Annotated in this window: 22 protein-coding genes and 1 other RNA gene; 17 read left to right on the top strand and 6 right to left on the bottom strand. The window is 56.3% G+C overall.

What is annotated here, in order from left to right; all coding sequences use genetic code 11:
• Positions 1-5: 5 nt before the first annotated feature.
• Both ampG and FCN80_RS10600 read right to left on the bottom strand, forming a co-directional pair.
• Complete coding sequence (gene ampG, locus FCN80_RS10605) at positions 6-1,487, bottom strand: muropeptide MFS transporter AmpG (protein ID WP_136990131.1); 1,482 nt, start codon at positions 1,485-1,487, stop codon at positions 6-8.
• A gap of 96 nt (positions 1,488-1,583) precedes the next feature.
• Entirely contained in the window at positions 1,584-2,162 is a 579-nt protein-coding gene (locus FCN80_RS10600; protein WP_136990130.1) for a lipoprotein, read from the bottom strand.
• Positions 2,163-2,482: 320 nt separating this feature from the next.
• Here FCN80_RS10600 and bolA point away from each other — a divergent pair, with 320 nt between their 5' ends.
• The 9 genes from bolA (at position 2,483) to FCN80_RS10555 (ending at position 14,429) form a co-directional block, all read left to right on the top strand.
• Positions 2,483-2,797, top strand: a complete 315-nt coding sequence (bolA, locus tag FCN80_RS10595; protein WP_136990129.1) for a transcriptional regulator BolA — start codon at positions 2,483-2,485, stop codon at positions 2,795-2,797.
• 666 nt (positions 2,798-3,463) lie between these two features.
• Positions 3,464-4,768: a trigger factor gene (tig, locus tag FCN80_RS10590; protein ID WP_136990128.1), complete on the top strand. Its 1,305-nt coding sequence runs from the start codon at positions 3,464-3,466 to the stop codon at positions 4,766-4,768.
• 394 nt (positions 4,769-5,162) lie between these two features.
• Complete coding sequence (gene clpP, locus FCN80_RS10585) at positions 5,163-5,747, top strand: ATP-dependent Clp endopeptidase proteolytic subunit ClpP (RefSeq protein WP_230492612.1); 585 nt, start codon at positions 5,163-5,165, stop codon at positions 5,745-5,747.
• 145 nt (positions 5,748-5,892) lie between these two features.
• Positions 5,893-7,167 (top strand): ATP-dependent protease ATP-binding subunit ClpX, encoded by a 1,275-nt coding sequence (gene clpX / locus FCN80_RS10580; RefSeq protein WP_136990126.1) that lies wholly within the window; start codon positions 5,893-5,895, stop codon positions 7,165-7,167.
• Between the two features lie 627 nt (positions 7,168-7,794).
• Positions 7,795-10,155 carry an endopeptidase La gene (lon, locus tag FCN80_RS10575; RefSeq protein WP_170975365.1) on the top strand — a complete coding sequence of 787 codons (2,361 nt, stop codon included), beginning with the start codon at positions 7,795-7,797 and terminating at the stop codon, positions 10,153-10,155.
• A 212-nt stretch (positions 10,156-10,367) separates the two neighbouring features.
• Positions 10,368-10,640: a nucleoid-associated protein HU-beta gene (gene hupB, locus FCN80_RS10570; protein WP_136990210.1), complete on the top strand. Its 273-nt coding sequence runs from the start codon at positions 10,368-10,370 to the stop codon at positions 10,638-10,640.
• A 346-nt stretch (positions 10,641-10,986) separates the two neighbouring features.
• On the top strand, positions 10,987-12,867 hold the full coding sequence (gene ppiD, locus FCN80_RS10565; RefSeq protein WP_136990124.1) for a peptidylprolyl isomerase: 1,881 nt from the start codon (positions 10,987-10,989) through the stop codon (positions 12,865-12,867).
• A gap of 136 nt (positions 12,868-13,003) precedes the next feature.
• Positions 13,004-13,636: a ComEA family DNA-binding protein gene (locus tag FCN80_RS10560; protein WP_136990123.1), complete on the top strand. Its 633-nt coding sequence runs from the start codon at positions 13,004-13,006 to the stop codon at positions 13,634-13,636.
• A 508-nt stretch (positions 13,637-14,144) separates the two neighbouring features.
• A complete protein-coding gene (locus FCN80_RS10555) occupies positions 14,145-14,429 on the top strand; it encodes an Arc family DNA-binding protein (protein ID WP_136990122.1) in 285 nt (94 codons plus the stop codon).
• A 79-nt stretch (positions 14,430-14,508) separates the two neighbouring features.
• Here FCN80_RS10555 and queC read toward each other — a convergent pair whose 3' ends face one another.
• Both queC and FCN80_RS10545 read right to left on the bottom strand, forming a co-directional pair.
• The gene (queC, locus tag FCN80_RS10550) at positions 14,509-15,207 is read right to left on the bottom strand and encodes a 7-cyano-7-deazaguanine synthase QueC (RefSeq protein ID WP_136990121.1); all 699 of its coding nucleotides are present in this window, start codon (positions 15,205-15,207) and stop codon (positions 14,509-14,511) included.
• Between the two features lie 82 nt (positions 15,208-15,289).
• Positions 15,290-16,330: a PLP-dependent cysteine synthase family protein gene (locus FCN80_RS10545; protein WP_136990120.1), complete on the bottom strand. Its 1,041-nt coding sequence runs from the start codon at positions 16,328-16,330 to the stop codon at positions 15,290-15,292.
• A 119-nt stretch (positions 16,331-16,449) separates the two neighbouring features.
• Here FCN80_RS10545 and FCN80_RS10540 point away from each other — a divergent pair, with 119 nt between their 5' ends.
• The 6 genes from FCN80_RS10540 (at position 16,450) to amtB (ending at position 22,655) form a co-directional block, all read left to right on the top strand.
• On the top strand, positions 16,450-16,902 hold the full coding sequence (locus tag FCN80_RS10540) for an Lrp/AsnC family transcriptional regulator (RefSeq protein WP_136990119.1): 453 nt from the start codon (positions 16,450-16,452) through the stop codon (positions 16,900-16,902).
• 176 nt (positions 16,903-17,078) lie between these two features.
• On the top strand, positions 17,079-18,848 hold the full coding sequence (locus FCN80_RS10535; RefSeq protein WP_136990118.1) for a SmdA family multidrug ABC transporter permease/ATP-binding protein: 1,770 nt from the start codon (positions 17,079-17,081) through the stop codon (positions 18,846-18,848).
• Entirely contained in the window at positions 18,841-20,016 is a 1,176-nt protein-coding gene (locus FCN80_RS10530) for an ABC transporter transmembrane domain-containing protein (protein ID WP_306767869.1), read from the top strand. Before FCN80_RS10535 ends, FCN80_RS10530 begins: the two co-directional genes overlap by 8 nt.
• Positions 19,971-20,636: an ATP-binding cassette domain-containing protein gene (locus FCN80_RS27235; protein ID WP_306767868.1), complete on the top strand. Its 666-nt coding sequence runs from the start codon at positions 19,971-19,973 to the stop codon at positions 20,634-20,636. The genes FCN80_RS10530 and FCN80_RS27235 overlap by 46 nt, the downstream gene beginning before the upstream one ends.
• 355 nt (positions 20,637-20,991) lie before the next feature.
• Positions 20,992-21,330 carry a P-II family nitrogen regulator gene (gene glnK / locus FCN80_RS10525; protein WP_009639071.1) on the top strand — a complete coding sequence of 113 codons (339 nt, stop codon included), beginning with the start codon at positions 20,992-20,994 and terminating at the stop codon, positions 21,328-21,330.
• Between the two features lie 38 nt (positions 21,331-21,368).
• A complete protein-coding gene (gene amtB, locus FCN80_RS10520; RefSeq protein ID WP_136990117.1) occupies positions 21,369-22,655 on the top strand; it encodes an ammonium transporter AmtB in 1,287 nt (428 codons plus the stop codon).
• 95 nt (positions 22,656-22,750) lie between these two features.
• Here the strand turns inward: amtB and tesB are convergent, their stop codons facing one another.
• Positions 22,751-23,614, bottom strand: a complete 864-nt coding sequence (tesB, locus tag FCN80_RS10515; RefSeq protein ID WP_136990116.1) for an acyl-CoA thioesterase II — start codon at positions 23,612-23,614, stop codon at positions 22,751-22,753.
• A 225-nt stretch (positions 23,615-23,839) separates the two neighbouring features.
• Here tesB and FCN80_RS10510 point away from each other — a divergent pair, with 225 nt between their 5' ends.
• Positions 23,840-24,400 carry a YbaY family lipoprotein gene (locus tag FCN80_RS10510; protein ID WP_136990115.1) on the top strand — a complete coding sequence of 187 codons (561 nt, stop codon included), beginning with the start codon at positions 23,840-23,842 and terminating at the stop codon, positions 24,398-24,400.
• A 57-nt stretch (positions 24,401-24,457) separates the two neighbouring features.
• On the opposite strand, the gene FCN80_RS10505 is transcribed toward FCN80_RS10510, so the two are convergent.
• On the bottom strand, positions 24,458-24,772 hold the full coding sequence (locus tag FCN80_RS10505) for an MGMT family protein (RefSeq protein ID WP_136990114.1): 315 nt from the start codon (positions 24,770-24,772) through the stop codon (positions 24,458-24,460).
• Between the two features lie 198 nt (positions 24,773-24,970).
• On the opposite strand from FCN80_RS10505, the gene ffs reads away from it, so the two are divergent.
• Positions 24,971-25,067: signal recognition particle sRNA small type (gene ffs / locus FCN80_RS10500), an RNA gene on the top strand.
• The last annotated feature ends 191 nt before the right edge of the window (positions 25,068-25,258 follow it).

The raw sequence follows: 25,258 nt of genomic DNA, 5'->3' as shown, positions 1-25,258 counted from the left end.
GTCCTTTAAGCCGCCGCCCGGCGCAGCGAAAGGACATCCAGCCAGCAACCGGTCCCGAACGCCATGGCGATCAGTAATGCGCCGCTTTGCCAGCAGAACTCGGCGATCGGGCCGGCGGCCGCCCAACTCAGCGATCGCAATAACAGCATGAGCAGCCCCAGGCCGAGCAGCAGCGCGCCAAACAACATCAACCGTAGCGCCCAACGATAAGCGCCATGGTAATGGCGCCGTCGGGCGAACACGCCGGATTCCTGCGCGTCTTTCAATGTCAGCCGGCATAACATCAAAATAATCAGGCCGGGAAAGCCGGCGACGATGGAAAAGGCGTAAAACCAGGCCCAACCGTGCAGTTCAACAAACCAGCCGGCTATGGGCCCCACATAGACCCGGCCGATAGCCGAGAGCGCGGAGAGCAGCGCGAACTGGGTGGCTGAAAAGGATTTGTTGCATAAGGTCATCAGCAAGGCGACAAATGCCGCAGTACCCAGGCCGCCGCACAAATTTTCGATAAAGATGACCGCCGCCATGGTCGCCAGGCGTGGTTCGGTGACCGTGAGAAACCAGTAACCGGCATTGGAAAGGGTTTGCAGCAGTCCGAACAGCAACAGGGCCCGAAACAACGACAGGCGCTGCATTAAAACGCCGCCCGCCAGCGCGCCGACGATAGTGGCCAGCAGGCCGAGGGTTTTATTCACCACGCCGACCTCGCCGGCGGAAAACCCGGCGCCGCGAATCAAAAACGTGGTACTCAGGCTGCCGGCGAAAGCGTCGCCGAGTTTGTAGGTGACAATCAGCAACAGCATCAGCCAGGCATTGTCGCGGCTGAAAAAGTCCCGCAAAGGTTCGACGATGGCCTGCTCCAGGCTGCGCGGCGCGGGGATGGCATAATCCGGTTCCGGCGCCGCGAGCGTGGCCGCGACGCCGACCAGCATCAGACCGGCCATCAGCCAATAGGTGTTGTGCCATCCCAGCCAGCGATCGGCCAGCCACAGCGCCAGTCCGCCGGAAACCAGCATGGCCAGGCGATAACCCAGCACAGAGACGGCGGCGCCGGTTCCACGCTCTTGCGCCGGCAGCAGATCGGTTTTATAGGCGTCGAACACGATATCCTGCGAGGCGGAGCAAAAGGCTACCCAGACCGCCAACAGCGCCATGGCGCCCAGGTTGGCGATCGGGTCCAGCCCGGCCATCGCCGCCAGTCCGGCGATGATGAGCAATTGGGTGAGCACCAACCAACCGCGTCGGCGGCCGAGCCGGGGCGGCGCATAGCGATCCATTAGCGGCGCCCAAAGGAATTTGAATACATAAGCCTGACCCACCAAGGAGAAAAAACCGATGGTCTGTAAATCGACGTTCGCCACCGTCATCCAGGCCTGCAGGGTACCCGAGGTCAAGGCCAACGGCAGTCCCGAGGAGAATCCCAGGAAGAGCAGCAGCAGGGAACGTGGTTGCAGCAAAACGGCGGGGCTTAGGCGATGTGCGGACATAGGCGGCGAGTCGGCGGTTTTCACTGGGGGAACGAAAGCCCGCCCGTCGACGGCGGGCGGGCTTCCGGCGTAACCATGGAATGAACGCGGGGCGGATTAATGCGCGTTTTCCTTGATAAATTGGCTGATGCTGGTGTCTTGCGCCATCGCGCTGATGACATCGCTCAGCACGCTGTTGACGGCACTGGTGATTTTGGCGTTAGTGGCCGTCAATGCCCCCTGGACACTATAGGTCGATTGATAATGCTTGATTTGCTTGTTGCCGTTTTTGGCCGTGGCGATGATGGAGATATCGGCGTTGGTGGTGATGCTATAGCGCAGATTGCCCTCGGTCACATCGGCGTAGAGCTTATTAACGATGATCTGTAGGTCGACCGCGCCATTGGGTCCGATCATATAGCCGCGGGCGGCCATTTGTTTTTCCAGCACTTCCTGAAGCAGGAAGCGCAGGTCGCGGGAGGGGGTCAGGGTGACCAGCTGGCCGTCGCGGTTAACCCGGGCCAGGGCCTGATCGGGACGTTGGTCGGCGCCGTTGATGCTCACGGTGATACCCATTAAGGTGGGATCTTGCGGCGGCAGGTCGATTTTCGGGGTTACTTCAAGCGTGGTGCTGGTACTGGCGCAACCGGCGAGCGCCAACACCGCCAGTAAAGGGAAAAACCATTTTTTCAGCATATTCGTCTTCTCAATCATCAAGATGCACGGGGGGGAGATAAATAGCCCACATGATAGCATCGCCGCCGGCCGGGGGAAGATCAGAATCACGCTAAATTGTGTTAATTAACGTCAGCTTCTCCATCGGACCGCTCGGCGGGGGGCGGTTTAACGGCGGCGGACCCGCTTGGCCTAGGCAGAAATGGCGCGATCCTGTACGCGCGCTAACGTTTCGGCGTTTTTGGACAAAAATTTAGGATAATATGACTATACGTTAATAAAAAGTCGGCTAAAGTTTAATTGTCGGTATAGCGCTCGGCCTATGCGGTAAGGAGAAAACCATGTTACGCGAGCAGATTGAAGCGAAAATAAGGGCTGCGTTTGATCCGGTGTATCTGGAGGTGACTGACGAAAGTTATCGACATAATGTTCCCGCGGGGTCGGAGAGCCATTTCAAAGTCGTGCTGGTAAGCGATTGCTTCGCCGGCGAGCGCATTCTGACGCGCCATCGTTCTTTATACGCGACACTGGCCGAAGAGCTTGCCGGTCCGGTGCACGCCCTGGCGTTGCACACCTATACGCTAAAAGAATGGGCCAGCCTGCAAAACGCCGTGCCGGCATCGCCGCCCTGCCGCGGCGCGGGGCTGCTCGCCTAGCCCTTGGTCTGACCTACCCGTTTCCCATCGGCGGCGCAAAGGATGATCGGTTGGATCGCCGGCCCTCACGCCGTCTTTTTTCTGCGACGTTCCCTCACGGCGGTTACCGCGTCGTGACGGCGCCTCGGGCCTATCATCGGCAATGAAAATGCGTCACGACCCATGGGGCATGCGCTTGCCGCCGCGTCACCACTGGAAGTCTCTGGGTGTGTCGCTTTTTTCATGAAACGGCCGCCGGGCCATTTTCATTTTATGTGCGCTATGACTCTCTGTATGTTGCAATTTACGCGCTGTTCTCGACTCATAAACCCTATGCCGCTATAATGCCGCGTCTTATATTTCCGGAATGTATTCGGGACGCTTCTGACGACGACGGGAAAGAGGCCGCTCTTTATTCGGGCGGGCCCCCGGTTTTCTGAGCCTATCCCGGCAGGCGTTATTGGCGCGGCCGGCATGCATGCGGATAACGGGCGGAAATCCGTACCTGATCCCGTTAGCGTGGCGCCGGGAAATGACCAGCGTCGCCCGGCGCCGACCCGGTATGTGAGATAACCCTGACGGGATGGGCGCCAAGAGGCCGTTTTCACGTCAGCGGACCTGGATGACCGCTTCTTTGAAAACGGCTTCTGGAGTTGACCGAGCACTGTGATTTTTTGAGGTAACAAGATGCAAGTTTCTGTTGAGACCACTGAAGGCCTGGGGCGTCGCGTAACTATTACCGTTGCCGCCGACAGCATTGAGCAAGCGGTAAAAAGCGAACTGGTGAACGTCGCCAAAAAAGTTCGCATTGACGGTTTCCGCAAGGGAAAAGTGCCGATGAACATAGTGGCGCAACGCTATGGCGCTTCGGTACGTCAAGACGTGCTAAGCGATCTGATGCAGCGTAATTTCGTCGATGCCATCATCCAGGAAAAAATCAATCCGGTCGGCGCCCCCGACTATGTTCCCGGCGATTATAAGCACGGGGAAGATTTTACCTATCATGTTGATTTTGAAGTCTATCCAGAAGTCGAATTAACGGGGCTGGAATCCATCGAAGTCGAGAAACCGGCGGTCGCCGTTAACGAAAGCGATGTGGATCAGATGCTCGAGACGCTGCGTAAGCAGCAGGCCGACTGGAAAGAAACTGATCGCGCCGTGGGCGCCGAAGATCGCGTGACCGTGGATTTTAGCGGCACGGTCGACGGCGAGGAGTTCGATGGCGGCAAAGCCAGCGATTTCGTGCTTGCCATGGGACAGGGCCGGATGATCCCTGGATTCGAGGACGGCATCATGGGTCATAAGGCCGGCGAAAGCTTCGATATCGACGTGACGTTCCCGGATGATTACCATGCGGAAAATCTGAAAGGCAAGGGCGCAAAATTCGCCATTACGTTGAAAAAGGTTGAAGAGCGCGAATTGCCGGAACTGACCGAGGCGTTCATTAAACGGTTCGGCGTGGCCGACGGTTCCCTTGAGGGCTTGCGTGCCGAAGTACGCAAGAACATGGAGCGCGAGCTGAAAAACGCCGTGCGCAATCGCATCAAGACCCAAGTGATCGACGGGTTGATCAAGGCCAATGAGATCACTGTTCCGGGGCGGCTGGTCGAGAGTGAAATCGATGTTCTGCGCCGTCAGGCCGCGCAGCGGTTCGGCGGCAACGAAAAACAGGCGTTGGAATTGCCGAGGGAACTGTTCGAAGAACAGGCTAAACGCCGTGTCCAGGTCGGGTTGCTGTTGGGCGAGGTTATTCAGTCCAACGGCCTGAAAGCCGATGAGACGCGGGTCAAAGCCCTGATTGAAGAGATGGCTTCCGCTTATGAAGATCCCCGTGAAGTCATCGAGTTTTATGCTAAAAACAAAGAAATGATGGACAACATGCGCAATGTCGCTCTGGAAGAGCAAGCGGTGGAAACCCTGCTGTCCAAGGCGAAGGTGACTGAAAAGGACATCTCGTTCAACGAACTGATGAATCAGCCAAACGTGGCTTAATCGGTCCCCAGGGCGGTCCGCCCTGGGTGGCGCGCAGTGATTATCACGACTTGCCCGTCATCCCTTGATGGCGGGCTTTTCATTTTTACAGGTGTGTCGGGGAGTGAAAAAGACTTATCACCGTCGCGAAACAGCCGCATCGGACGCTTTTCCATCCGCAAAGAACCCGCGGACGCGCTTGAAATCCAGCCGACGAACCCCAATTAATGAATGAAACAAGTCATAACGCAATGCAGGGACACCCGGGGAACCGACCAGCGAGGGCTGCACCCTTGGCTTGGAGGTGGTGATTGATCCACTTCTCAAGTAAAATCGGTAATAATGGCGCCAAGCTATATTTATCTAGGAGATGATGATGTCATACAGTGGCGAAAAAGATCAATACGCACCCCATATGGCGTTGGTGCCGATGGTGGTTGAGCAGACGTCCCGCGGAGAACGTTCTTACGACATCTTTTCGCGCCTGCTGAAAGAACGGGTTATTTTCATGACCGGCCAGGTGGAAGACTACATGGCCAATCTGATTGTCGCGCAGATGCTGTTCCTTGAGGCGGAGAATCCTGAAAAGGACATCTATCTCTATATCAATTCGCCGGGCGGCGTGATCACCGCCGGCATGTCCATTTACGACACCATGCAGTTCATCAAACCCGACGTCAGTACCATTTGCATGGGGCAGGCCGCGTCCATGGGGGCGTTCCTGCTGACCGCCGGCGCCAAGGGCAAGCGTTTTTGCCTGCCGAATTCACGGGTCATGATCCATCAGCCGCTGGGCGGTTTCCAGGGCCAGGCCACCGATATCGAGATCCATGCCAAGGAAATTCTCAAGGTGAAGTCCCGCATGAACGAACTGATGGCCAAGCACTCGGGGCAACCTCTCGAAACGATAGAAAAAGACACGGAACGCGATCGTTTTCTATCCGCCGATGAGGCGGTAAACTACGGTTTGGTGGATTCCGTGTTAAGCCATCGCGATTGAGGCGAAACTCTGATTACCGATAGACTATAGTTACAGTAAAGAGTCATTCGAGTAGACTGTGGCTAGCGTGTCGGTTTTACGTGGAGTGGCCGCGTTGCCGACGGGGTGGGCTTGCGGGACAAAGACGAGAGAAAGAGGTTTACTGATGACAGATAAGCGCAAAGACGGTTCAGGAAAGTTGCTGTATTGCTCTTTCTGCGGTAAAAGCCAGCATGAGGTGCGGAAGCTGATCGCCGGTCCGTCAGTGTATATCTGCGATGAATGCGTCGATTTATGCAATGACATCATTCGCGAAGAAATCAAGGAAGTTGCTCCGCACCGGGAACGCAGTGCTTTGCCGACGCCCCATGAAATTCGCCACCATCTGGACGATTATGTCATCGGCCAGGAAAAAGCGAAAAAAGTGCTGGCAGTGGCGGTGTACAATCATTATAAGCGCCTGCGCAATGGCGATACCACCAATGGTATCGAACTGGGTAAAAGCAACATCCTGCTGATAGGCCCAACCGGCAGCGGGAAAACCCTGCTGGCCGAAACGCTGGCTCGTTTCCTGGATGTGCCTTTCACCATGGCGGATGCCACAACGCTGACCGAAGCGGGTTATGTTGGCGAGGATGTGGAAAATATTATTCAGAAATTGTTGCAGAAATGCGATTACGATGTGCAAAAAGCCCAGCGCGGCATTGTGTATATCGATGAAATCGACAAAATTTCCCGTAAATCGGATAACCCGTCGATTACCCGTGACGTCTCCGGCGAAGGCGTACAACAGGCGTTGCTCAAATTGATTGAGGGTACCGTCGCCGCCGTGCCGCCGCAGGGCGGGCGCAAACATCCGCAACAGGAATTCTTGCAAGTCGACACCTCCAAAATCCTTTTTATCTGCGGCGGTGCGTTTGCCGGCCTGGACAAGGTGATTGAACAGCGCACTGAAACCGGTCGCGGCATAGGTTTCAGCGCTACCGTGAAGGGCAATGCCTCCAAAATCTCCGAGGGGCAACTGCTTTCCCAGGTGGAGCCGGAAGACTTGATCAAGTTCGGTCTGATCCCCGAATTCATCGGCCGTCTGCCAGTGCTGGCCACCTTGAGCGAGCTAAATGAAGAGGCGCTGATCCAGATCCTCAAAGAGCCGAAAAACGCCCTGACTAAGCAATATCAGGCGTTGTTCAATCTGGAAGGGGTAGAGTTGGAATTTCGCGACGAGGCCCTGATCGCGATCGCCCGCAAAGCCATGGCGCGTAAAACCGGCGCTCGTGGATTGCGCTCCATCGTTGAAGGCGCCTTATTGGAAACCATGTACGAGTTGCCCTCCCAGGATGGCGTCGAGAAAGTGGTTATCGACGAGTCGGTCATTGAAGGTCAGTCCGAACCCTTGTTGATCTACGGTAAACATGAGGCTCAGCAGGCGTCCGGCGAATAACCGGGCCGGCGGGGTCGCAAGCGGAAAGCAAGGGTGTGCGCCCGTGATTCAGTCAGATTCAGACCATGGCCGCGGGAGCCCCGGAACCCTGGAGATCAGGCAACCGGGGCGTGTCGATGAGCAACAACGGTAGGCCATCGGCCGGCGGGCGTTGGGTATTTCTGCGACCTCCTTTCTGCACTCAGGGGGCGTCTGCGCCTAGGATGCATAAGCGATCACCGTTACGGCGCGTTTTCAGCGACTTATCAAATACACTCCAGATGCTTCGAGTTGCACCGCGGCGGCAAGTGAGCGGCACATTGCTCGGGAACGCCTGTGAACCGCCAAAAGAGGCAAGTTGAAGCGCGATGGGGAGATTATTCTTCATTTGTTTTTCCACTATTCTGGCTGTTGAATATAAGTGATTCGCCCCCATATTTACTCTAAATACTTTGGGTTGCAGCGCGGCGGCAAACAGGCGTGTCCCCAGGAGCATACCGACTATGCGACTGGGGTGAGCGAACGCAGCCGACAAAGAGGCAACGTAAAGTATGACGAGTATACTCAATCACCTAATGTTGAAACTGGCGTAAGCCGCGTTTTGCGAATCCCCTTAACCTGGCGGAAGCTAAACTAAGAGAGAGCTCTATGAATGCTGAGCGTTCCGAACGCATAGAAATCCCCGTATTGCCTTTGCGCGACGTGGTGGTCTATCCGCATATGGTCATCCCGCTGTTCGTCGGGCGGGAGAAATCTATTCGGTGCCTTGAAGCAGCCATGGACAGCGACAAGAAAATCATGCTGGTGGCGCAGAAAGAAGCCTCTACGGATGAACCGGGTATTAACGATCTCTTTTCAGTCGGGACCGTCTCTTCGATTCTCCAGATGTTGAAATTGCCCGACGGTACGGTGAAAGTACTGGTCGAGGGATTACAGCGCGCCCGCATTACCACCTTGTCCGATAGCGGTGAGCATTTCGCCGCCCAGGCTGAATATTTCGCTACTCCCGAAATCGACGAGCGTGAACAGGAAGTGTTGGTTCGCACGGCGATCAATCAATTCGAGGGGTATATCAAACTTAATAAGAAAATACCGCCCGAAGTTCTGACGTCATTGAATAGTATTGACGACGCTCCTCGCCTGGCTGATACCATTGCCGCCCATATGCCCTTGAAACTGGGCGATAAGCAATCCGTGCTGGAAATGGCCGATGTGACGGAGCGGCTTGAGTACCTGATGGCGATGATGGAATCGGAAATCGATCTTTTGCAGGTGGAAAAGCGTATCCGCAACCGCGTCAAAAAACAGATGGAAAAAAGTCAGCGCGAGTACTATCTGAATGAGCAAATGAAAGCCATTCAGAAGGAGCTCGGCGAAATGGACGACGCGCCGGACGAAAACGAGGCGCTGAAACGCAAAATCGAAGCGGCGAAGATGCCCCGCGAAGCGCGGGAAAAAACCGAGTCGGAGTTGCAAAAACTGAAGATGATGTCGCCGATGTCCGCCGAAGCCACGGTGGTGCGCGGTTATATCGACTGGATGTTGTCTGTGCCCTGGCATGCGCGTACCAAGGTGAAAAAAGATCTGGTGAAGGCGCAGGAAGTGCTGGACAAGGACCACTACGGTCTGGAGCGGGTGAAGGAGCGGATCCTGGAATATCTGGCGGTACAAAGCCGGGTCAGCAAAATAAAGGGGCCGATTCTGTGCCTGGTGGGGCCGCCGGGGGTGGGTAAAACGTCTTTGGGGCAATCCATCGCCCGCGCCACCGGACGTCAGTATGTGCGCATGGCGCTGGGCGGCGTGCGCGATGAAGCGGAAATCCGCGGACATCGTCGCACGTATATCGGTTCAATGCCGGGTAAGCTTATCCAGAAAATGTCCAAGGTCGGGGTAAAGAACCCGCTGTTCCTGCTGGACGAAATCGACAAAATGTCTTCGGATATGCGTGGCGATCCCGCCTCCGCTTTGCTGGAGGTGCTGGATCCCGAGCAGAACGTGACGTTCAACGATCATTATCTGGAGGTGGATTACGACTTATCCGACGTGATGTTCGTGGCGACCTCGAACTCCATGAATATCCCGGCGCCGCTCCTGGATCGTATGGAAGTCATCCGTTTGTCGGGCTATACCGAAGACGAAAAGCTGAATATCGCCCGCGAGCACCTGTTGGCGAAGCAAATTGAACGCAATGCCCTGAAGCCCGGTGAGTTGACCATTGAGGACAGCGCGCTGATCGGCATCATTCGCTACTACACCCGCGAGGCGGGGGTGCGTAATCTGGAGCGGGAAATTTCCAAGTTGTGCCGCAAGGCGGTCAAAACCCTGCTGATGGATAAGACCACCAAGCATATCCACATTAGCGGCGACAATCTGAAGGATTATTTGGGCGTCCAGCGTTTCGATTACGGCCGCGCGGAAGGGGAAAACCGGGTCGGACAGGTCACCGGCCTGGCCTGGACCGAAGTCGGCGGCGATTTACTGACCATTGAAACCGCTTGCGTGCCCGGTAAAGGCAAACTGACGTATACCGGTTCCCTTGGCGAGGTCATGCAGGAGTCTATCCAGGCGGCCTTGACCGTGGTGCGCGCCCGGGCGGATAAACTGGGGATCAATGCCGATTTTTATGAGAAAAGGGATATCCACGTGCATGTGCCGGAGGGCGCCACGCCAAAAGACGGTCCCAGCGCCGGTATCGCCATGTGCACGGCCCTGGTTTCCTGCTTGACGGGCAATCCGGTACGGGCCAGCGTCGCCATGACTGGCGAGATCACGCTGCGCGGTCAGGTCCTGCCCATCGGCGGATTAAAGGAAAAACTGTTGGCGGCGCATCGAGGCGGAATCAAGACGGTGTTGATTCCCTATGAGAACAAACGCGATTTGGAAGACATGCCGGCAAACGTCATCAATGATCTGGATATCCATCCAGTTCAGCGGATCGATGAAGTCCTTACGCTGGCTTTGCAAAACTCGCCGTTCGGCATGGAAATCGCCGCCGCGGCGGTGAAATAGTGATTAGACATAACAGATACCGTTAAAATTGGGGCTGACAGGTGAAATCCCGCTTGCCAGCCTTTTTTTGTACCGTTAAGTTAGGTAGCTGTCTGGCCTGGTCGGTATTTGCTTTACGCTTGCCAGTACATAACAGGCTTGGTATAACAGCTGCGCTGTCGCGTTTAAGGAAAAATCCGCCGCGACGAGAGAATTTTAGAGGGGATGAAAAAGTGAATAAGTCACAACTGATCGACAAGATTGCCGCAGGTGCTGATATTTCCAAAGCGGCCGCCGGACGTGCATTGGACGCCATTATCGGTTCGGTAACCGAAACGCTGCAGCAGGGCGACGATGTCGCGCTGGTGGGTTTTGGCACGTTTACCGTTCGTGAACGTTCCGCCCGGACGGGCCGTAATCCGCAGACCGGAAAAGAAATTAAAATCCCGGCGGCCAAAGTACCCGGTTTCCGCGCTGGCAAAGGGCTGAAAGACGCCGTCAACTGATTGTCGCACCGTTGTTTTTGCGTCGAACTATTACCTGACGCAGCCGGACGGGTAGGGTAGAATACAGGGCGCATCTCCAGATGTGCCTTTTTTGTTTTTTTTATCTCTTCTGACAAAAGGGCATCACCGTTGTCAGAAAAATGACTCAACACATTCGAATGCGTCGGGGCGGCGAGCGCGAGCGTCTACGGTATGCGGCCGGGACGGCGGCGGGCGCCCGTTTCGAGGCAAGGGGATGAATGAAGAGTATAGCTTTGGCGCGCAGCCGTCCCCGGACACGGCAGGGGGGCGGAATGACACTGCCGCGCAGGGTTTTATTCATATTACAGCGGAGTGTTGTCACACCATGATGGACAATTTACGCGCGGCCGCCAACCACGTCGTGCTCAAAGTTATTCTGGCTATTATCGCCATCTCATTCGTGCTGACCGGGGTAGGCAACTATCTTATCGGCGGCAGCGGCGATTATGCCGCGAAAGTCAATGGTCAACAAATCAGCCGCGCGCAATTGGAACAAGCGGTGCAAAACGAACGCAACCGACAGCAGGAGGCGATGGGCGACAGTTTCTCGACGCTGGCCGGCAACGAAGGCTATATGTTGCAAATGCGCCGGCAGGTCCTTTCCCAACTGATAGACGAAACGCTACTGGACCAATATGCGCAAACCCTGGGTCTGGCGGTGAGCGATCAACAGATCAAGGACGCCATTTTCGCCATCCCGGCATTTCGCACCAACGGTAAGTTCGACAACGACAAATACCGATCCCTTATCAATAACATGGGGCTGACGCCCGACCAATACGCCCAACTGATGCGCAAACAGATGCTGACCCAGCAACTGATTCAGGGACTGGGCGGCACGGCATTCATGCTGCCGGCTGAAACCGATCGCCTGCTGGCGCTGGCCGTACAGGATCGTAAGGTGCGTCTGGCCACCCTTAACCTCGATAAACTGATGGCCGCGCAGACGGCCACCGATCAGGAAATCCAGGACAGTTACGACCGGAACAAAGGCGCCTACGCGTCTCCCGAGTCGTTTAAGGTGGCCTATATTTCCATGGACGCCGCGGCCATGCAGGATAACATCACCGTCAGCGACGATGAAATACAAGCCTATTACGACCAGCACAAAGATCAGTTCACCCAGCCGGAGCGCAAGCGTTACAGCATCATCCAAAGCAAAACCGAGGCTGATGCCAAGGCTATCCTCGCGCAATTGCACCAAGGCGCCGACTTCGCCACGCTGGCCAAACAAAAATCCACCGATGTGATTTCGGCGAAAAACGGCGGTGATATCGGCTGGATGGAGGATGCGGCCACCGTTCCGGAACTGAAGCAGGCCAATCTCACCGAGAAAGGCCAACTGTCCGGGGTGATTTCGTCCTCGGTGGGCTATTTGGTCGTGCGGCTCGATGATATCCAGCCGGCGCAAACCAAGCCGCTGTCCGAGGTGCGTGGCAGCGTTGCCGACAAGGTCAAGCAAGAGAAGGCCGTGGATGCCTATTACGCCTTGCAGCAAAAAGTGAGCGATGCCGCCAGCATTGATAACGAATCCCTGGCATCCGCGGAGACCGCCGCCGGCACCAAGGCGATTGAGACGGATTGGTTCACCCGCGACAACGTTCCGGCCGCCCTTAACTTCGAGCCGGTCAAACAGGTGTTGTTCGACGGTTCGCTGTTGGGTTCCAACGGCGCGCCGGGCAGTAATTCCGACGTCATTACCGTGGATGGCGATCGGGCGTTAGTCATGCGTATCATCGATCACAAACCGGAGAGCACCAAGCCGCTTGAGGCGGTGCGCGATCAGGTCGCGCAGCAGGTCAAACGCGCCAAAGCCGCGCAGCAGGCCAGGGCTGACGCTGAAAAGCTCCTGACGGCGCTCAAGGAAGGCAAAGGGGATGAGGCGATGAAAGCGGCCAACGTGTCGTTTAGCGAGCCGCGGGACTTTGATTCGACCCGCCAGAACGATCGGTTGAGCGAGGCCGTGTTTGCCTTGCCGCAGCCGCAGCAAGGCAAATCCACCTACGGCATCTCCACAGACGATCAGGGAAATATTGTTCTGATATCCCTGGATCAGGTAACGCCGCGTAAACTCGCTGACCAGCAGCGCAGTCAGATTGTCGCCCAGTTAAATCAGGGCATGACCGGCGTGACCTTTGATTCGTTGCTCAATAACTTGCGCAGCGAGGCCAAAATTAAACTCGGCTCAGCGGCGCAAACGCAGTAGCGCTCAAAAAAATTCTGTTATTGTTGCAACGAGACAAGGCCCCTGCGGGGGCCTTTTGCATTTTCGAGGGTTGTCTATTGTCCCTTTCGTCTGATAACGGCATGCTTTGCCGGTGCCACAACAAGGAGAAAGCACAATGAGAATGTTATGGAATTCCCCCCTCGCTATCGTCATATCCGCCGGTTTATTTTTTATGCCCTTGAGCACCGGCGCCGTTGTACATGACGGCTCCCCGACTATCGCCGTCGGCGAAAATGAACAGACGGATGCGGTGGGTGCGGCCGCGCCGGCGGAGGAAGCCGCCGGTTTGACCGAATTGCCGTCCGCCGATCAGCTGAAAGATTCCGACGATCCGCTTAACGATACCCCGACGGCCAAACCGGCTGACGACAGTCGGCAGCCGGACGGCGCCACACATGCTGATTCAACTGGCGAGTCTGCCGCTTCTGCGCTGGAAGGCAAGCGGGATCAGGCGACGCAAACCGACGATACGAGCGGCATGGACAAATCGCCGCGCGCTGGCGACAAGAAAGGGTCAGCCGCGGATTCCAGTCAAGACGATGAAGACCAGGATTTGAAAGTCAATATTAATACGGCTGATGAGGATGAGTTGGTGGAAAGCTTGAAAGGTATAGGCCCCACCAAAGCCAAGGAGATTGTGAAATACCGGGAGAAGCACGGACCTTTCAAGCGGATTGATCATCTGAAAAAAGTCAAAGGAATAGGGCCGGCTATATTTGAAGAAATAAAATCCCAGTTGGAGCTGTAAGCCTGATCTGATTAGGTAAATTAAACTCTAAATACTTCGAATTTCATCGCGGCGGCAAGCGGGAAAGTCCTCTGAAGCATAACTGACTCTGTAACTGGGGGTGAGCGGGCGCAGCCAACAAAGAAGCAACGTGAAGTATGACGAGTATTACCAAATGGGCTTTGATGGCAAAGACGCCAACAAAGCCCCAACACCTTGCACTGTCTGATGCTTAACATGATGTCCCCGCCCCGACGTTCTTCACCCCCGTCGCATAACGGTCAATGTCCCCGAGGGCCGCGCGCTTGCCGCGGTGCTGATACGGGAAAATATCGAGTTTATCTCTGATAATCTATTGAATTCTAATTTTTTTGTCGTGAAGTGCGTTTGCAGATATCGGCCCATGCTTTTCAGCCATACACTTAAAGTGTAGCATTTTTTTGATATTAATATTAAATTTTTATGACACACTGGACAATGACATCTAACTTTCCTACCGTAATGATTCTTCTATAAATAGGAAAACATAATGAGTGAGACAGCGAATTTAACGATCAAAATACCTCTTGCATTGAAGGAAAAAATAAAAGCGCTGGCGGAATCCAAAAACACTTCAATGAGCGCGGAAATCGGCGCCATGCTAGAGTGCAGCTTGAGTGAAGACGCTGCGCTCGCGCACGGGGATCAGGTAGCGGATGAAATTGATAATCAGCATACTGAGGAAATTACCGAGCAGCCATTTACGAATGGTGAAATAAAAAAACTGCGTGCTCTGCTGAATGCGGCGACGAAAAAGAAATCCAAGAAAAAATAACTCAATGTCTGCGCCGCCGTTGTGAACATCCCTACCCAGGAGGCAAACCGCTCGTCCCCTGGGGAGATGACGCTTTGCGTTAAGCGGGCAAGGCGGTTTTTCGCCTCATCTCGGCGGCGACCCGATCAGGATCGCTCAAGTAGGTTTGCAAACCCCTGGCGCGTAAATGACAGGCCGCGCATTGGCCGCAACCGTCGCCCTGGATACCATTATAACAGGTCAGTGTTTCGTGGCGCACCTTGTCCAGTTGATGATAATAATCCGCCAGCGCCCAGGTTTCAGCCTTGTTCAGCCACATCAGCGGCGTGACGAAACGTATATCGCGGGCCATGCCCAGGCTGACGGCCTGGTTCAGCGTTTTGATGAATTCATCCCGGCAATCGGGATAGCCGGAGAAATCCGTTTCGCAGACCCCGGTGATGACGGTTTGCGCGCCCACCTGGTATGCATAAATGGACGCCAGGGTGAGAAAAAGAATATTGCGGCCGGGCACAAAAGTTGAGGGCAGGTCCCCTGCCTGTTCGTCAAAATTCGGCAGCGGGATATTGTCCCGGGTCAAACTGCTGGCAGCCAACTCATTGAGCAGGCCCACATCGATGACTTTGTGGATTCTAGCGCCCAGTTCATGGGCCAGCCCGCGGGCAATGTCAATTTCCGCCCGATGACGCTGGCCGTAATCGAAAGTAACGCAATCGACCTCATCGTATTGCGTTAACGCCTGAATAAGGCAGGTCGTGGAATCCTGACCGCCGCTAAAAACCACCACAGCTCGTTTCATGACGCGACTCGTTTTTACCGTAACTGGAAAAGGCTATGTTACTGCCTTAAGTCGCCGCGGCAAAGCCGTGATTCGGTCCCGGCTACATATCCTCCAGCGCCTGCCGCCAGGGGGTGAGAGAGCCGAGATGCTCGCGTAGCCAGACAGGATTGTAATACGTTTCCAGATAACGGTCTCCGCTGTCGCATAACAGCGTCACGATGGCGCCTTGCCGTCCCTCATCCCGCATGGCGCGGGCCAGTTGCAGCGCCCCCCACATGTTTGTGCCGGTTGAGGCGCCGACCCGGCGGCCGAGAATCGGCTCCAGCCAGTGCAGCACGGCGATGCTGGCCGCGTCGGGCACCTTTAACATTTCATCAATGACGCCCGGAATAAACGAAGGCTCCACCCGTGGTCTGCCAATGCCTTCGATAAGGCCGGCTGAGGAAAGGGTGATATGCGGGTCGCGCTGTTGGTAATAATCGTAAAAAACGGAATTCTCCGGGTCGACCACCACCAGGCGGGTGCGGAATCCCCGGTAACGGATATACCGGCCGAGCGTGGCCGAGGTCCCGCCGGTGCCGGCGCCCATCACAATATAAGCCGGTTCCGGGTAGGGCTCGTGTTCCATCTGGCGAAAAATGCTGTCGGCGATATTGTTATTACCCCGCCAGTCGGTGGCGCGCTCGGCATAGGTAAATTGGTCCATATAATGCCCCTGCAACGACTCGGCCAGGACACGCGCTTCTTCATAGAGCTGGCTGCAATGTCCGACAAAGTGGCAGCGGCCGCCATAAAAGGCGATTTGTTCGATTTTCCGTTTGGCGGTGCCCTCCGGCACGACCGCGATAAACGGCAGACCCAGTAATCTGGCGAAATAGGCCTCCGACACGGCGGTGCTTCCCGACGAGGCTTCCACGATCGGCGTGTCTTGCTCGATCCGGCCATTACAGAGGCCATATAAAAACAGCGACCGGGCCAGGCGATGTTTCAGGCTGCCGGAGGGATGGGTACTTTCGTCTTTCAGGTAAAAATGGATACCGGGAAAGGAGGGTAATTGCAAACGCATAAGATGCGTATCGGCCGACCGCTGGGCGTCCGCCCGTATTTCGCTGATGGCCTGTTGGCGCCAGGATGTGTTCATGTTGTGTTTTGGTGTGGAAAACGTAACGATAGCTTACGGTGAAGCCGGAAAAAAAACGTTGCTTTTTTCATAGCAAAAGGCTGTCATAGGAGAAAATTTTTCTCTTATGGGCAACTAACGTGGATAAAATTGACCGCAAACTCCTGGCGTTATTGCAACAAGATTGCAGTATGCCGCTACAGGCGCTGGCGGAAGCGGTCAATCTGACCGCCACGCCTTGCTGGAAGCGCCTAAAACGTCTAGAGGACGACGGCGTCATTCGTGGTAAAGTGGCGTTGCTGGATCCCGCGCAGTTAGGGCTGGCGCTGACGGCGTTTGTTCTTATCAAAACCCAACAGCACAACAGCGATTGGTATCGTCTCTTTGTCAATCAAGTGCAGGATATGCCTGAAGTTCTGGCTTTTTACCGTATGGCCGGCGAGTATGACTATCTGATGCGTGTGTTGGTGAAGGACATGAAAAGTTATGACGACTTCTACAAACGGCTGGTTAATGGTGTGCCGGGGTTGATCGATGTGACGTCCAGTTTCGCCATGGAGGAAATCAAAAATACCACCGTATTGCCGGTTTAAACCCGGTTGATGGTAAGTTGTGCCGCGCCGGTCGTCAGCGAAATCAGCATCATTGCGCGATTTGGCGGGTAAGGGCACGGCGGCATTTTCCAATATCGAGCATTCTTATCATTATCCTGCTTATGCCAACGGGCAACCAGGGAGTGGGCGGTCGCATACTTCTGGAACGGTAATTCGTGAAATTTTTCGTACAACTGAACTGGTATTTTCGTCGAGAGTGGCGGCGCTATCTGGGGGCGGTGTTGTTGCTGATCCTCATTGCCTTGCTACAACTGATTCCACCTAAGCTGGTGGGCATTATCGTCGACGGCGTCACCGGGCATCGGGCCTCGAACCGGATGATCATGCTGTGGCTCGGCGCCGTGGCGGCGATCGCCCTGGTGGTGTACCTGCTGCGTTATGTCTGGCGTTTGCTGTTATTTGGCGCTTCCTACCGGCTGGCGGTGGAGCTGCGCGCCCGTTTTTATCAGCTGCTGAGCCGGCAACTACCTGATTTTTACCTGCGCCACCGCACGGGCGATTTGATGGCCCGCGCCACCAACGACGTGGATCGGGTGGTGTTCGCCGCCGGCGAGGGCGTGTTGACGCTGGTGGATTCCCTGGTTATGGGCTGCTCGGTTCTGGTGGTGATGAGCTTGCAGATAAGCTGGCAACTGACGCTGTTGTCTTTGGCGCCGATGCCGGTTATGGCGGTCATCATCAAGTACAATGGCGACGAATTGCATCGCCGCTTCAAATCGGCGCAAGCGGCGTTCTCATCCTTGAATAACCAGACCCAGGAAAGCCTGAGCGGTATCAGGATGATCAAGGCATTCGGACTGGAAGACTATCAATCCGATCGCTTCGAGCAGGTGGCCGCCGATGCCGGAGCTAAAAATATGCGGGTGGCGAGAATCGACGCCCGTTTTGAGCCGACCATTTATCTGACGGTGGGGTTCGCGAATATGCTGGCCATCGGCGGCGGAAGCTGGATGGTTATGCAAGGCGAGTTGACCCTGGGACAACTCACCAGTTTCATCATGTATCTTGGCCTGATGATATGGCCGATGTTGGCGTTGGCCTGGATGTTTAATATCGTCGAACGCGGCAGCGCCGCCTATGCCCGCATCCGCCAGACCCTGGAAGAAGAACCCGGAATCAAAGCGGAAGGGCTGGCCTTGCCGCCAGGCGCCGGCACATTGCGGGTGGAACTGACGGGTTTTTACTATCCCGGCGCGCAGCAGCCGGCTTTGCGCCATATTCGCCTGACGCTGCCGCCAGGCAAAATTCTGGGGATCTGCGGCCCCACAGGCGCCGGCAAGAGCACATTGCTGGCGTTGATTTTGCGCCATTACGATCCGTCCCGAGGGGAAATCCGGTTTCACGATTTACCCCTTGACGCAATCAGTCTCGAGCAATGGCGCGGGCGGCTGGCGGTCGTCAGCCAGACGCCGTTCCTGTTCTCCGATACCGTGGCGCGTAATATCGCTCTGGGAAGGCCGGATGCTGAAGAGCGGGATATTGAGCGGGTTGCCCGCCTGGCCTGTGTGCATGAGGATATACTCCGTTTGCCCGAGGGTTACGCGACCCAGGTGGGTGAGCGGGGCGTCATGTTGTCCGGCGGACAAAAGCAGCGTATGTCCATTGCCCGCGCCCTGCTGCTGGATGCGGAGATCTTGGTGCTTGATGACGCGTTATCCGCCGTCGATGGCCGCACCGAACACCTTATCCTGGACAATTTGCGGCAATGGGGCGCGAATCGCACGCTTATTATTACCGCTCATCGCCTCTCCGCCTTGCTTCACGCCGACGAAATACTGGTTCTGTCACACGGTGGGGTACAGCAGCGTGGGCAACATCAAGCGTTGGTGGAGCAATCCGGCTGGTATCGCGACATGTTTCGCTACCAACAGTTGGAAGCGGCGTTTTCCGGCGACGCCGACCGGCCGGAGGCGATAGATGCGTAAGTGGCGGACACTCTGGCCGTCGTTGAAGCGGCTGCTTTCCTACAGCGCGCCTTACCGCATCCCCCTGTTGCAGGCCATGGCCATGTTATGGCTGGCGGCGGGCGCGGAAGTGGCCGGCCCGGCGATTATCAGTTATTTTATCGATCATATTTTGCCGCTGAAAACCTTTCCGGCGCTGCCGATCGCGCTGTTGGCGCTGGGTTTTATCGCCTTGTTGTGCCTGTCCGCCTCCTTGCGTTATTTTCAGGCGCTGTTGTTCAACCGGACCGCCCTGGCCGTGGTGCAAACGCTGCGGACCGAGGTGATGGACGCCGCGCTGCGTCAGCCGCTCAGTACTTTCGATAATCAGCCGGTGGGGCAGCTTATCTCCCGTGTGACCAATGATACCGAAGTGGTCAAGGATTTGTTCGTTACGGTGATGGCCACGGTGCTGCGCTGTTTCGCTCTGATAGGCGCCATGCTGGTGGCGATGTTTGCACTGGATTGGCGCATGGCATGCGTCGCCTTGGTGATGTTCCCGGCGATAGCGATAGTGATGATGATTTATCAGCATTACAGCACGCCGATTGTCCGTCGCCTGCGCGCCTATCTGGCCGATATTAATGACGGCTTCAATGAAGCCATTAGCGGTATGAGTATCATCCAGCAATTCCGACAGCAGCGGCGATTCGGCGACAGGCTGGCGGAAGCCAGCGAGGCCCATTATCAGGCCAGAATGCAGACCTTGCGGCTGGAGGGATTTCTGCTGCGGCCGTTATTAAGTCTGTTGTCGGCCTTGATATTGTGCGGGCTGTTGGCGCTGTTTGGTTTCAGTCCGGTGGGCACGGTGGGGGTGGGCGTCCTCTATGCCTTTATTAATTATCTGGGGCGGTTGAACGAGCCGCTGATTGAGCTGACTTCCCAACAGGCGATGTTGCAGCAGGCGGTGGTGGCCGGCGAGCGGATCTTCGAGCTGATGGACGGCGATCGGCAGCAATACGGCGGCGATAACCGCCCCCTTGCCAGCGGCCGCATTGATATCCGCGATCTGACGTTTGCTTATCGCGCCGACGCGCCGGTATTAAGACGGATTTCCCTGACGGTACCGTCGCGACGGTACCGTCGCGCAATTTTATCGCGCTGGTGGGGCATACCGGTAGCGGTAAAAGCACGCTGGCGAATCTGTTAATGGGCTATTACCGGATAGTCCACGGACAGTTATGGCTGGACGGTCGGCCCATTGAACAGCTCTCCCATCAGGTGCTGCGGCAAGGCATCGCGATAGTGCAGCAGGATCCGGTGGTCATGGCGGATTCGGTCTTCGTCAATGTTACGCTCGGGCGCGCCATCAGCGAGCAGCAAGTCTGGCTGGCGTTGGAACAGGTGCAATTGGCCGGGTTGATACGGGAACTGCCTGGCGGGTTGTACGCGGAACTCGGCGAGCAAGGCAATACCCTGTCGGTCGGCCAGAAACAGCTACTGGCTCTGGCCAGGGTTCTGGTGTTGACGCCGGAAATCCTGATCCTGGACGAAGCGACGGCCAATATCGACTCGGGGACGGAACAGGCCATCCAGCGAGCACTGGCGGTTGTGCGCCGACGCGCCACGTTGGTGGTGATAGCCCACCGGCTTTCAACCATCGTCGATGCGGATGACATTCTCATGCTTCATCGCGGAGAGGTGGTGGAGCGGGGGGCCCATGAGCAACTGTTACGCCGACATGGCCGCTATTATCAGATGTATCAGTTGCAATTGGCCGGCCGGGCGCTTGATGCCGGACTGCCGTCGCCCGCCGCCCGCCCGGCGTAGCGGCCGGATTAACCGGCGGGGCGGTTAATGCCCGTTCATTGCGCGAGGGCGATGGGTGAGACAATGGCGCGAATTTATGCCTGAAGGCCGGTGATCTCGACCCGCACCGCAATCGGGCAAGAAGTCGTCGGCTTAAGCCATTATGCACTCAAAAAACGCATCATGCTCCGTTTCAGTGCGCGCCGGCTCCCCATCACTGGACGCGGTGCCGGTCCGCCGGGTGTTTTAAGCCATCCAGGCTTTAATTACAGGCATCAAGACGTAAATTTTCATGTCAAAACATTTATGGCACATGCTTTGCTTTAATCAGGCGTAGTGATCGCGAGTTCGGATCCAAATTCTTGAGGGGGAAGATATGAAGTTGGTAACCGTGGTGATTAAACCATTCAAATTGGAAGATGTGCGAGAAGCACTATCTGCGGTGGGCATACAAGGGCTGACGGTCACCGAGGTGAAAGGGTTTGGACGGCAAAAAGGCCATGCCGAACTTTATCGCGGTGCCGAGTATAGCGTGAATTTCCTACCCAAGGTGAAAATCGACATCGCCATCGCCGATGATCAGCTTGATGAAGTCATTGATGTGATTAGTAAAGCGGCCTACACCGGGAAAATTGGTGATGGCAAGATATTTGTCGCGGAATTACAAAGGGTTATCCGTATTCGTACCGGTGAAACCGATGAAGCAGCACTTTAACGACACGCGCGAATTTTGTGGATAGGGATGAGTTGAAAATGAAAAAAATCGTATCAGTAACCGGCCTGACGGCGTTGGCGTTGCTGCCGTCATGGGCCATGGCCGCCGCACCTGCGATCGATAAGGCCGATAATGCCTTCATGATGTTGAGCACCGCTTTGGTGCTATTTATGACCATGCCCGGCATCGCCTTGTTCTACGGCGGTTTGTTGCGGGGCAAGAATGTCTTGTCGATGTTAACTCAGGTGGCCGTCACTTTCGCTTTGGTCTGCGTATTGTGGATGATTTACGGTTACTCGCTGGCCTTCAGCGATGGCAATCCCTTCTTCGGCGGCTTCGGCTGGACCATGCTGAAAAATATCGCCCTGACCGCGCCAATGGGCACTTTCTACCAGTTGATCCATGTCGCGTTCCAATGTTCGTTCGCCACAATCACCGTGGGTCTTATCGTCGGCGCGCTGGCTGAACGTATCCGTTTTTCGGCCGTACTGATTTTCGTGGTGATTTGGCTGACTTTCTCGTATCTGCCGATGGCACACATGGTCTGGGCGGGTGGCTACCTGGCTTCCATGGGCGCGTTGGACTTCGCCGGCGGTACGGTTGTGCATATCAATGCCGCCAGCGCCGGTCTGATCGGTGCTTATATGCTGGGTAAACGCTCCGGCTTCGGCAAGGAAGCCTTCAAACCCCATAACCTGCCGATGGTATTCACCGGCGCGGCCATTCTGTATGTGGGCTGGTTCGGCTTTAACGCCGGTTCCGCCAGCGCCGCCAATGAAATCGCCGGCCTGGCATTCCTCAACACCGTCATGGCTACCGCTGGCGCTATCCTTTCCTGGGTATTCGTTGAATGGATGCTGCGCGGCAAGCCTTCCTTGCTGGGCGCTTGCTCCGGCTGCATCGCCGGGTTGGTCGCCATTACCCCCGCCGCCGGTTTTGTCGGTGTCGGCGGCGCGCTGGTCATCGGACTGGTGGGTGGCGTCGCTGGCCTGTGGGGTGTCGTTGCGCTGAAAAAATGGCTGCACGTGGATGACGTTTGCGACGTCTTCGGCGTGCACGGCGTGTGCGGTATCGTTGGCTGTCTGCTGACCGGCGTATTCACCTCCGCTTCCCTTGGCGGCGTTGGTTATGCCCAGGGTGTGACCATGGGCCATCAACTGTGGGTACAATTGTACAGTGTCATCGTTTGCCTGGTGTGGTCCGGCGTGGTGGCTTTCGTCGGCTTCAAAATTGCCGATATCGCTGTGGGTTTGCGGATTCCCGAAGAACAGGAACGCGAAGGGCTGGATGTCAACAGCCACGGCGAAAGCGCCTACAACGAATAACGGGTTTTATTGCAGTGGCGGCCTGGCGACGGGCCATTACAATAAGAACGACGACCGGGGCGGTAACGCCCCGGTTTTTTTGGGGGGGACAAGTGTTAGCGCGTCTTCATGCGTATCAGCCCCTCTTGCGCCGTGCTGGCCACCAATAGCCCCGTGCGGGTGAAAAAGCGTCCGCGAACATAGCCGCGGCCGCCCGAGGCGCAAGGGCTGTCGATGGCGTAGAGTAACCAGTCGTCCAACCGTACCGGCCGATGAAACCACATGGCATGATCAATGGATGCGATAATCAGGTTGGGATCCAGGAAGCTGATGCCGTGAGGCTGCAAGGCGGTGGGCAAAAAATTGAAATCCGCCAGATACCCCAACAGGCATAGGTGACTGTCGTCGTCGTCCGGCAGCGGGCCATTGGCTTTTAGCCAGATGTAGCGCAGCGGATCGTCGGTTGCATTGTCCAGGGGATGATGAAAATTCACCGGACGCATGTCGAATGCCTGCTCACCGGCAAGCGTCCGGCGCAGCAGGGGGGGCATCCCCTCAGTACGCCGGGCGATAAGGTCGGGCTCACCGATCAGGGCCTCCGGCTCTGGTACCTGCGGCATGGTATCTTGATGTAATACCCCGTTCTCGGGCCGTTGAAAAGAACCGGTCAAATAGAAGATTTCCTGCCCTGACTGCTCGGCGATAACCTGGCGCGTACTAAAACTTTTACCGTCGCGCAGCGAAACGACCCGGTAAACAATGGGCGAGCCACTGTCGCCGGGGCGCAGAAAATAGCAGTGGTAGGAATGCAGGCCGCGTCGATCCGGCACGGTCCGCAAAGCGGCGTGCAACGCCTGGCCCATCACTTGTCCCCCGAAGACCTGCGGCAGCCCCATGTCTTGGCTTTGGCCGCGAAACACGCCATCGCCTATTTGCTCCAGATCCATTAGCGCCAATAATCGTTGTAATGTGCGATTCACCTCTTTGCCCCTAACAAAAGCGCCCCGAGGAGCGTCGGCCGGCCATGCCGCCCATGTTCTATTCCAAGCGTTATCGCCGGCCGGCGGCGATAAGACGCGAATATGGCCGGCAGGAAAATATCAGGATCCTGTGCCATCATTAATGCATTGGGTGGTATTAACCACTATGCGCTCACCACCGCTGGTGGTGACATGGTCAACAAAAATTAAAAGGAGAAGTTCATCATGAAACTCTGGCAAGTCATGGGCGGTGTCGTTTTTGCGGCCACCCTGGCCGGCTGTGCCGATAAAGGGCATCAGGTCGCGACTCCCGCTTTCGCCACACCGGGAACGGCCCAGCAAAACAACGCTATCCGGCAACCGACGGTGAGTGGCTCGGTATGGATCAGGCAACGCATAGCCCTGCCCCCTGACGCGGTGCTGACCGTGACCCTATCCGATGCAAGCGTGCCCGACGTACCCTCGACCATTATCGCCCAACGGGTGATGCGCACCAACGGCCGGCAGGCGCCATTCAGTTTCCTGCTCCCTTATGCGCCGTCTTCCATACGGCCTAACGCCCGCATCCTGCTTAGCGCGGCGGTGACGGAGAATGGACGCGTCACCTTGATGACCGAACAGGTTAAACAGGTGATCACCAACGGCAATACCAAGCAGGATTTGACATTGATACCGGTTACATCGGTGGCGTTGCCCACCCGGACATTGCCGGCGACCACTGTTCCATCAAGCTCGCCGACTCAGGTGACGCCATCCAGCAGCGTTCCCGCGCCAAGCCAGATGTAATATCCCGGCCTTTCTTTGCCGACGGGCATGTCGCGAAGGGCTAACCCGGCCTCCTGATCATATCTGCCAGCGGTAGCGCTTGAGATCGAGATACCCGCGAACGTCCAGTTCGACGCCTTCGGCCTCAAGGGCTGCTTTTTGGCGGTGGAAACCGGCATCTGGCAAGGAAATGCCGCCCATACGGTTGACCACCCGATGCCAGGGAAGCCGGGTGCCCGAGGGTAAACGGCTAAGTATTCCCCCCACTTGCCGGGCGGCGCGCGATGAACCGGCCAAACGGGCGACATCGCCGTAAGTGGCGACATTGCCTCGGGGGATGGCGTTAACGACTTGAAAAACGCGCTGTCGAAAGGAGTCCGTTGGCTCATCCATTTTTGCTGCTATCGGCCTGACATTAACGAGACACCATGTTGACATAGATCGCCCAAAGCGGGAAGAGGGCAATGAGCGGCCAAGGCGGCAGGGTGTTTCGACCAAGAAATCAGCGCTTAAAACACAGCGTCTTGCATTTAGTCGGGGCATCGCCGATAATGCCCGCGCCTGGTTAATCCAGGCAGTCCATGGAGGCCCCGTTGGTGCTCCCGCAACACTACCCTGCGAACCCGGTCAGGTCCGGAAGGAAGCAGCCGTAGCAGGCGATGTGTGTGCCGGGATGCCGCTGGCGGGGCCTCCACCCACCTAAGCGTTTCGCAAACGTTACACTCACCCTCACGGATAGATTTCCAGAACGGCGATTCACACCACGGCGGCAGACGCGTCGGACACGAATTTCCGCCATTCATAACGGGCTCTGGGTAAGTGATGGGAGTCTCTCATCGCCCCGGGCGCATCGGCCAAGGCGATGACTGGTGCGAGTCA

The sequence above is a fragment of the Martelella alba genome, assembly GCF_005217455.1.
GTDB lineage: Bacteria > Pseudomonadota > Gammaproteobacteria > Enterobacterales > Enterobacteriaceae > Acerihabitans.
This window is presented reverse-complemented; position numbering and strand designations above follow the sequence as displayed.

What these genes read in the sequence shown, in the direction of transcription:
- ampG (WP_136990131.1), bottom strand. Translation starts at nt 1,487, where the DNA reads ATGTCCGCACATCGCCTAAGCCCCGCCGTTTTGCTGCAACCACGTTCC.
- FCN80_RS10600 (WP_136990130.1), bottom strand. Translation starts at nt 2,162, where the DNA reads ATGCTGAAAAAATGGTTTTTCCCTTTACTGGCGGTGTTGGCGCTCGCC.
- bolA (WP_136990129.1), top strand. Translation starts at nt 2,483, where the DNA reads ATGTTACGCGAGCAGATTGAAGCGAAAATAAGGGCTGCGTTTGATCCG.
- tig (WP_136990128.1), top strand. Translation starts at nt 3,464, where the DNA reads ATGCAAGTTTCTGTTGAGACCACTGAAGGCCTGGGGCGTCGCGTAACT.
- clpP (WP_230492612.1), top strand. Translation starts at nt 5,163, where the DNA reads ATGGCGTTGGTGCCGATGGTGGTTGAGCAGACGTCCCGCGGAGAACGT.
- clpX (WP_136990126.1), top strand. Translation starts at nt 5,893, where the DNA reads ATGACAGATAAGCGCAAAGACGGTTCAGGAAAGTTGCTGTATTGCTCT.
- lon (WP_170975365.1), top strand. Translation starts at nt 7,795, where the DNA reads ATGAATGCTGAGCGTTCCGAACGCATAGAAATCCCCGTATTGCCTTTG.
- ppiD (WP_136990124.1), top strand. Translation starts at nt 10,987, where the DNA reads ATGATGGACAATTTACGCGCGGCCGCCAACCACGTCGTGCTCAAAGTT.
- FCN80_RS10560 (WP_136990123.1), top strand. Translation starts at nt 13,004, where the DNA reads ATGAGAATGTTATGGAATTCCCCCCTCGCTATCGTCATATCCGCCGGT.
- FCN80_RS10555 (WP_136990122.1), top strand. Translation starts at nt 14,145, where the DNA reads ATGAGTGAGACAGCGAATTTAACGATCAAAATACCTCTTGCATTGAAG.
- queC (WP_136990121.1), bottom strand. Translation starts at nt 15,207, where the DNA reads ATGAAACGAGCTGTGGTGGTTTTTAGCGGCGGTCAGGATTCCACGACC.
- FCN80_RS10545 (WP_136990120.1), bottom strand. Translation starts at nt 16,330, where the DNA reads ATGAACACATCCTGGCGCCAACAGGCCATCAGCGAAATACGGGCGGAC.
- FCN80_RS10530 (WP_306767869.1), top strand. Translation starts at nt 18,841, where the DNA reads ATGCGTAAGTGGCGGACACTCTGGCCGTCGTTGAAGCGGCTGCTTTCC.
- glnK (WP_009639071.1), top strand. Translation starts at nt 20,992, where the DNA reads ATGAAGTTGGTAACCGTGGTGATTAAACCATTCAAATTGGAAGATGTG.
- amtB (WP_136990117.1), top strand. Translation starts at nt 21,369, where the DNA reads ATGAAAAAAATCGTATCAGTAACCGGCCTGACGGCGTTGGCGTTGCTG.
- FCN80_RS10510 (WP_136990115.1), top strand. Translation starts at nt 23,840, where the DNA reads ATGAAACTCTGGCAAGTCATGGGCGGTGTCGTTTTTGCGGCCACCCTG.
- FCN80_RS10505 (WP_136990114.1), bottom strand. Translation starts at nt 24,772, where the DNA reads ATGGATGAGCCAACGGACTCCTTTCGACAGCGCGTTTTTCAAGTCGTT.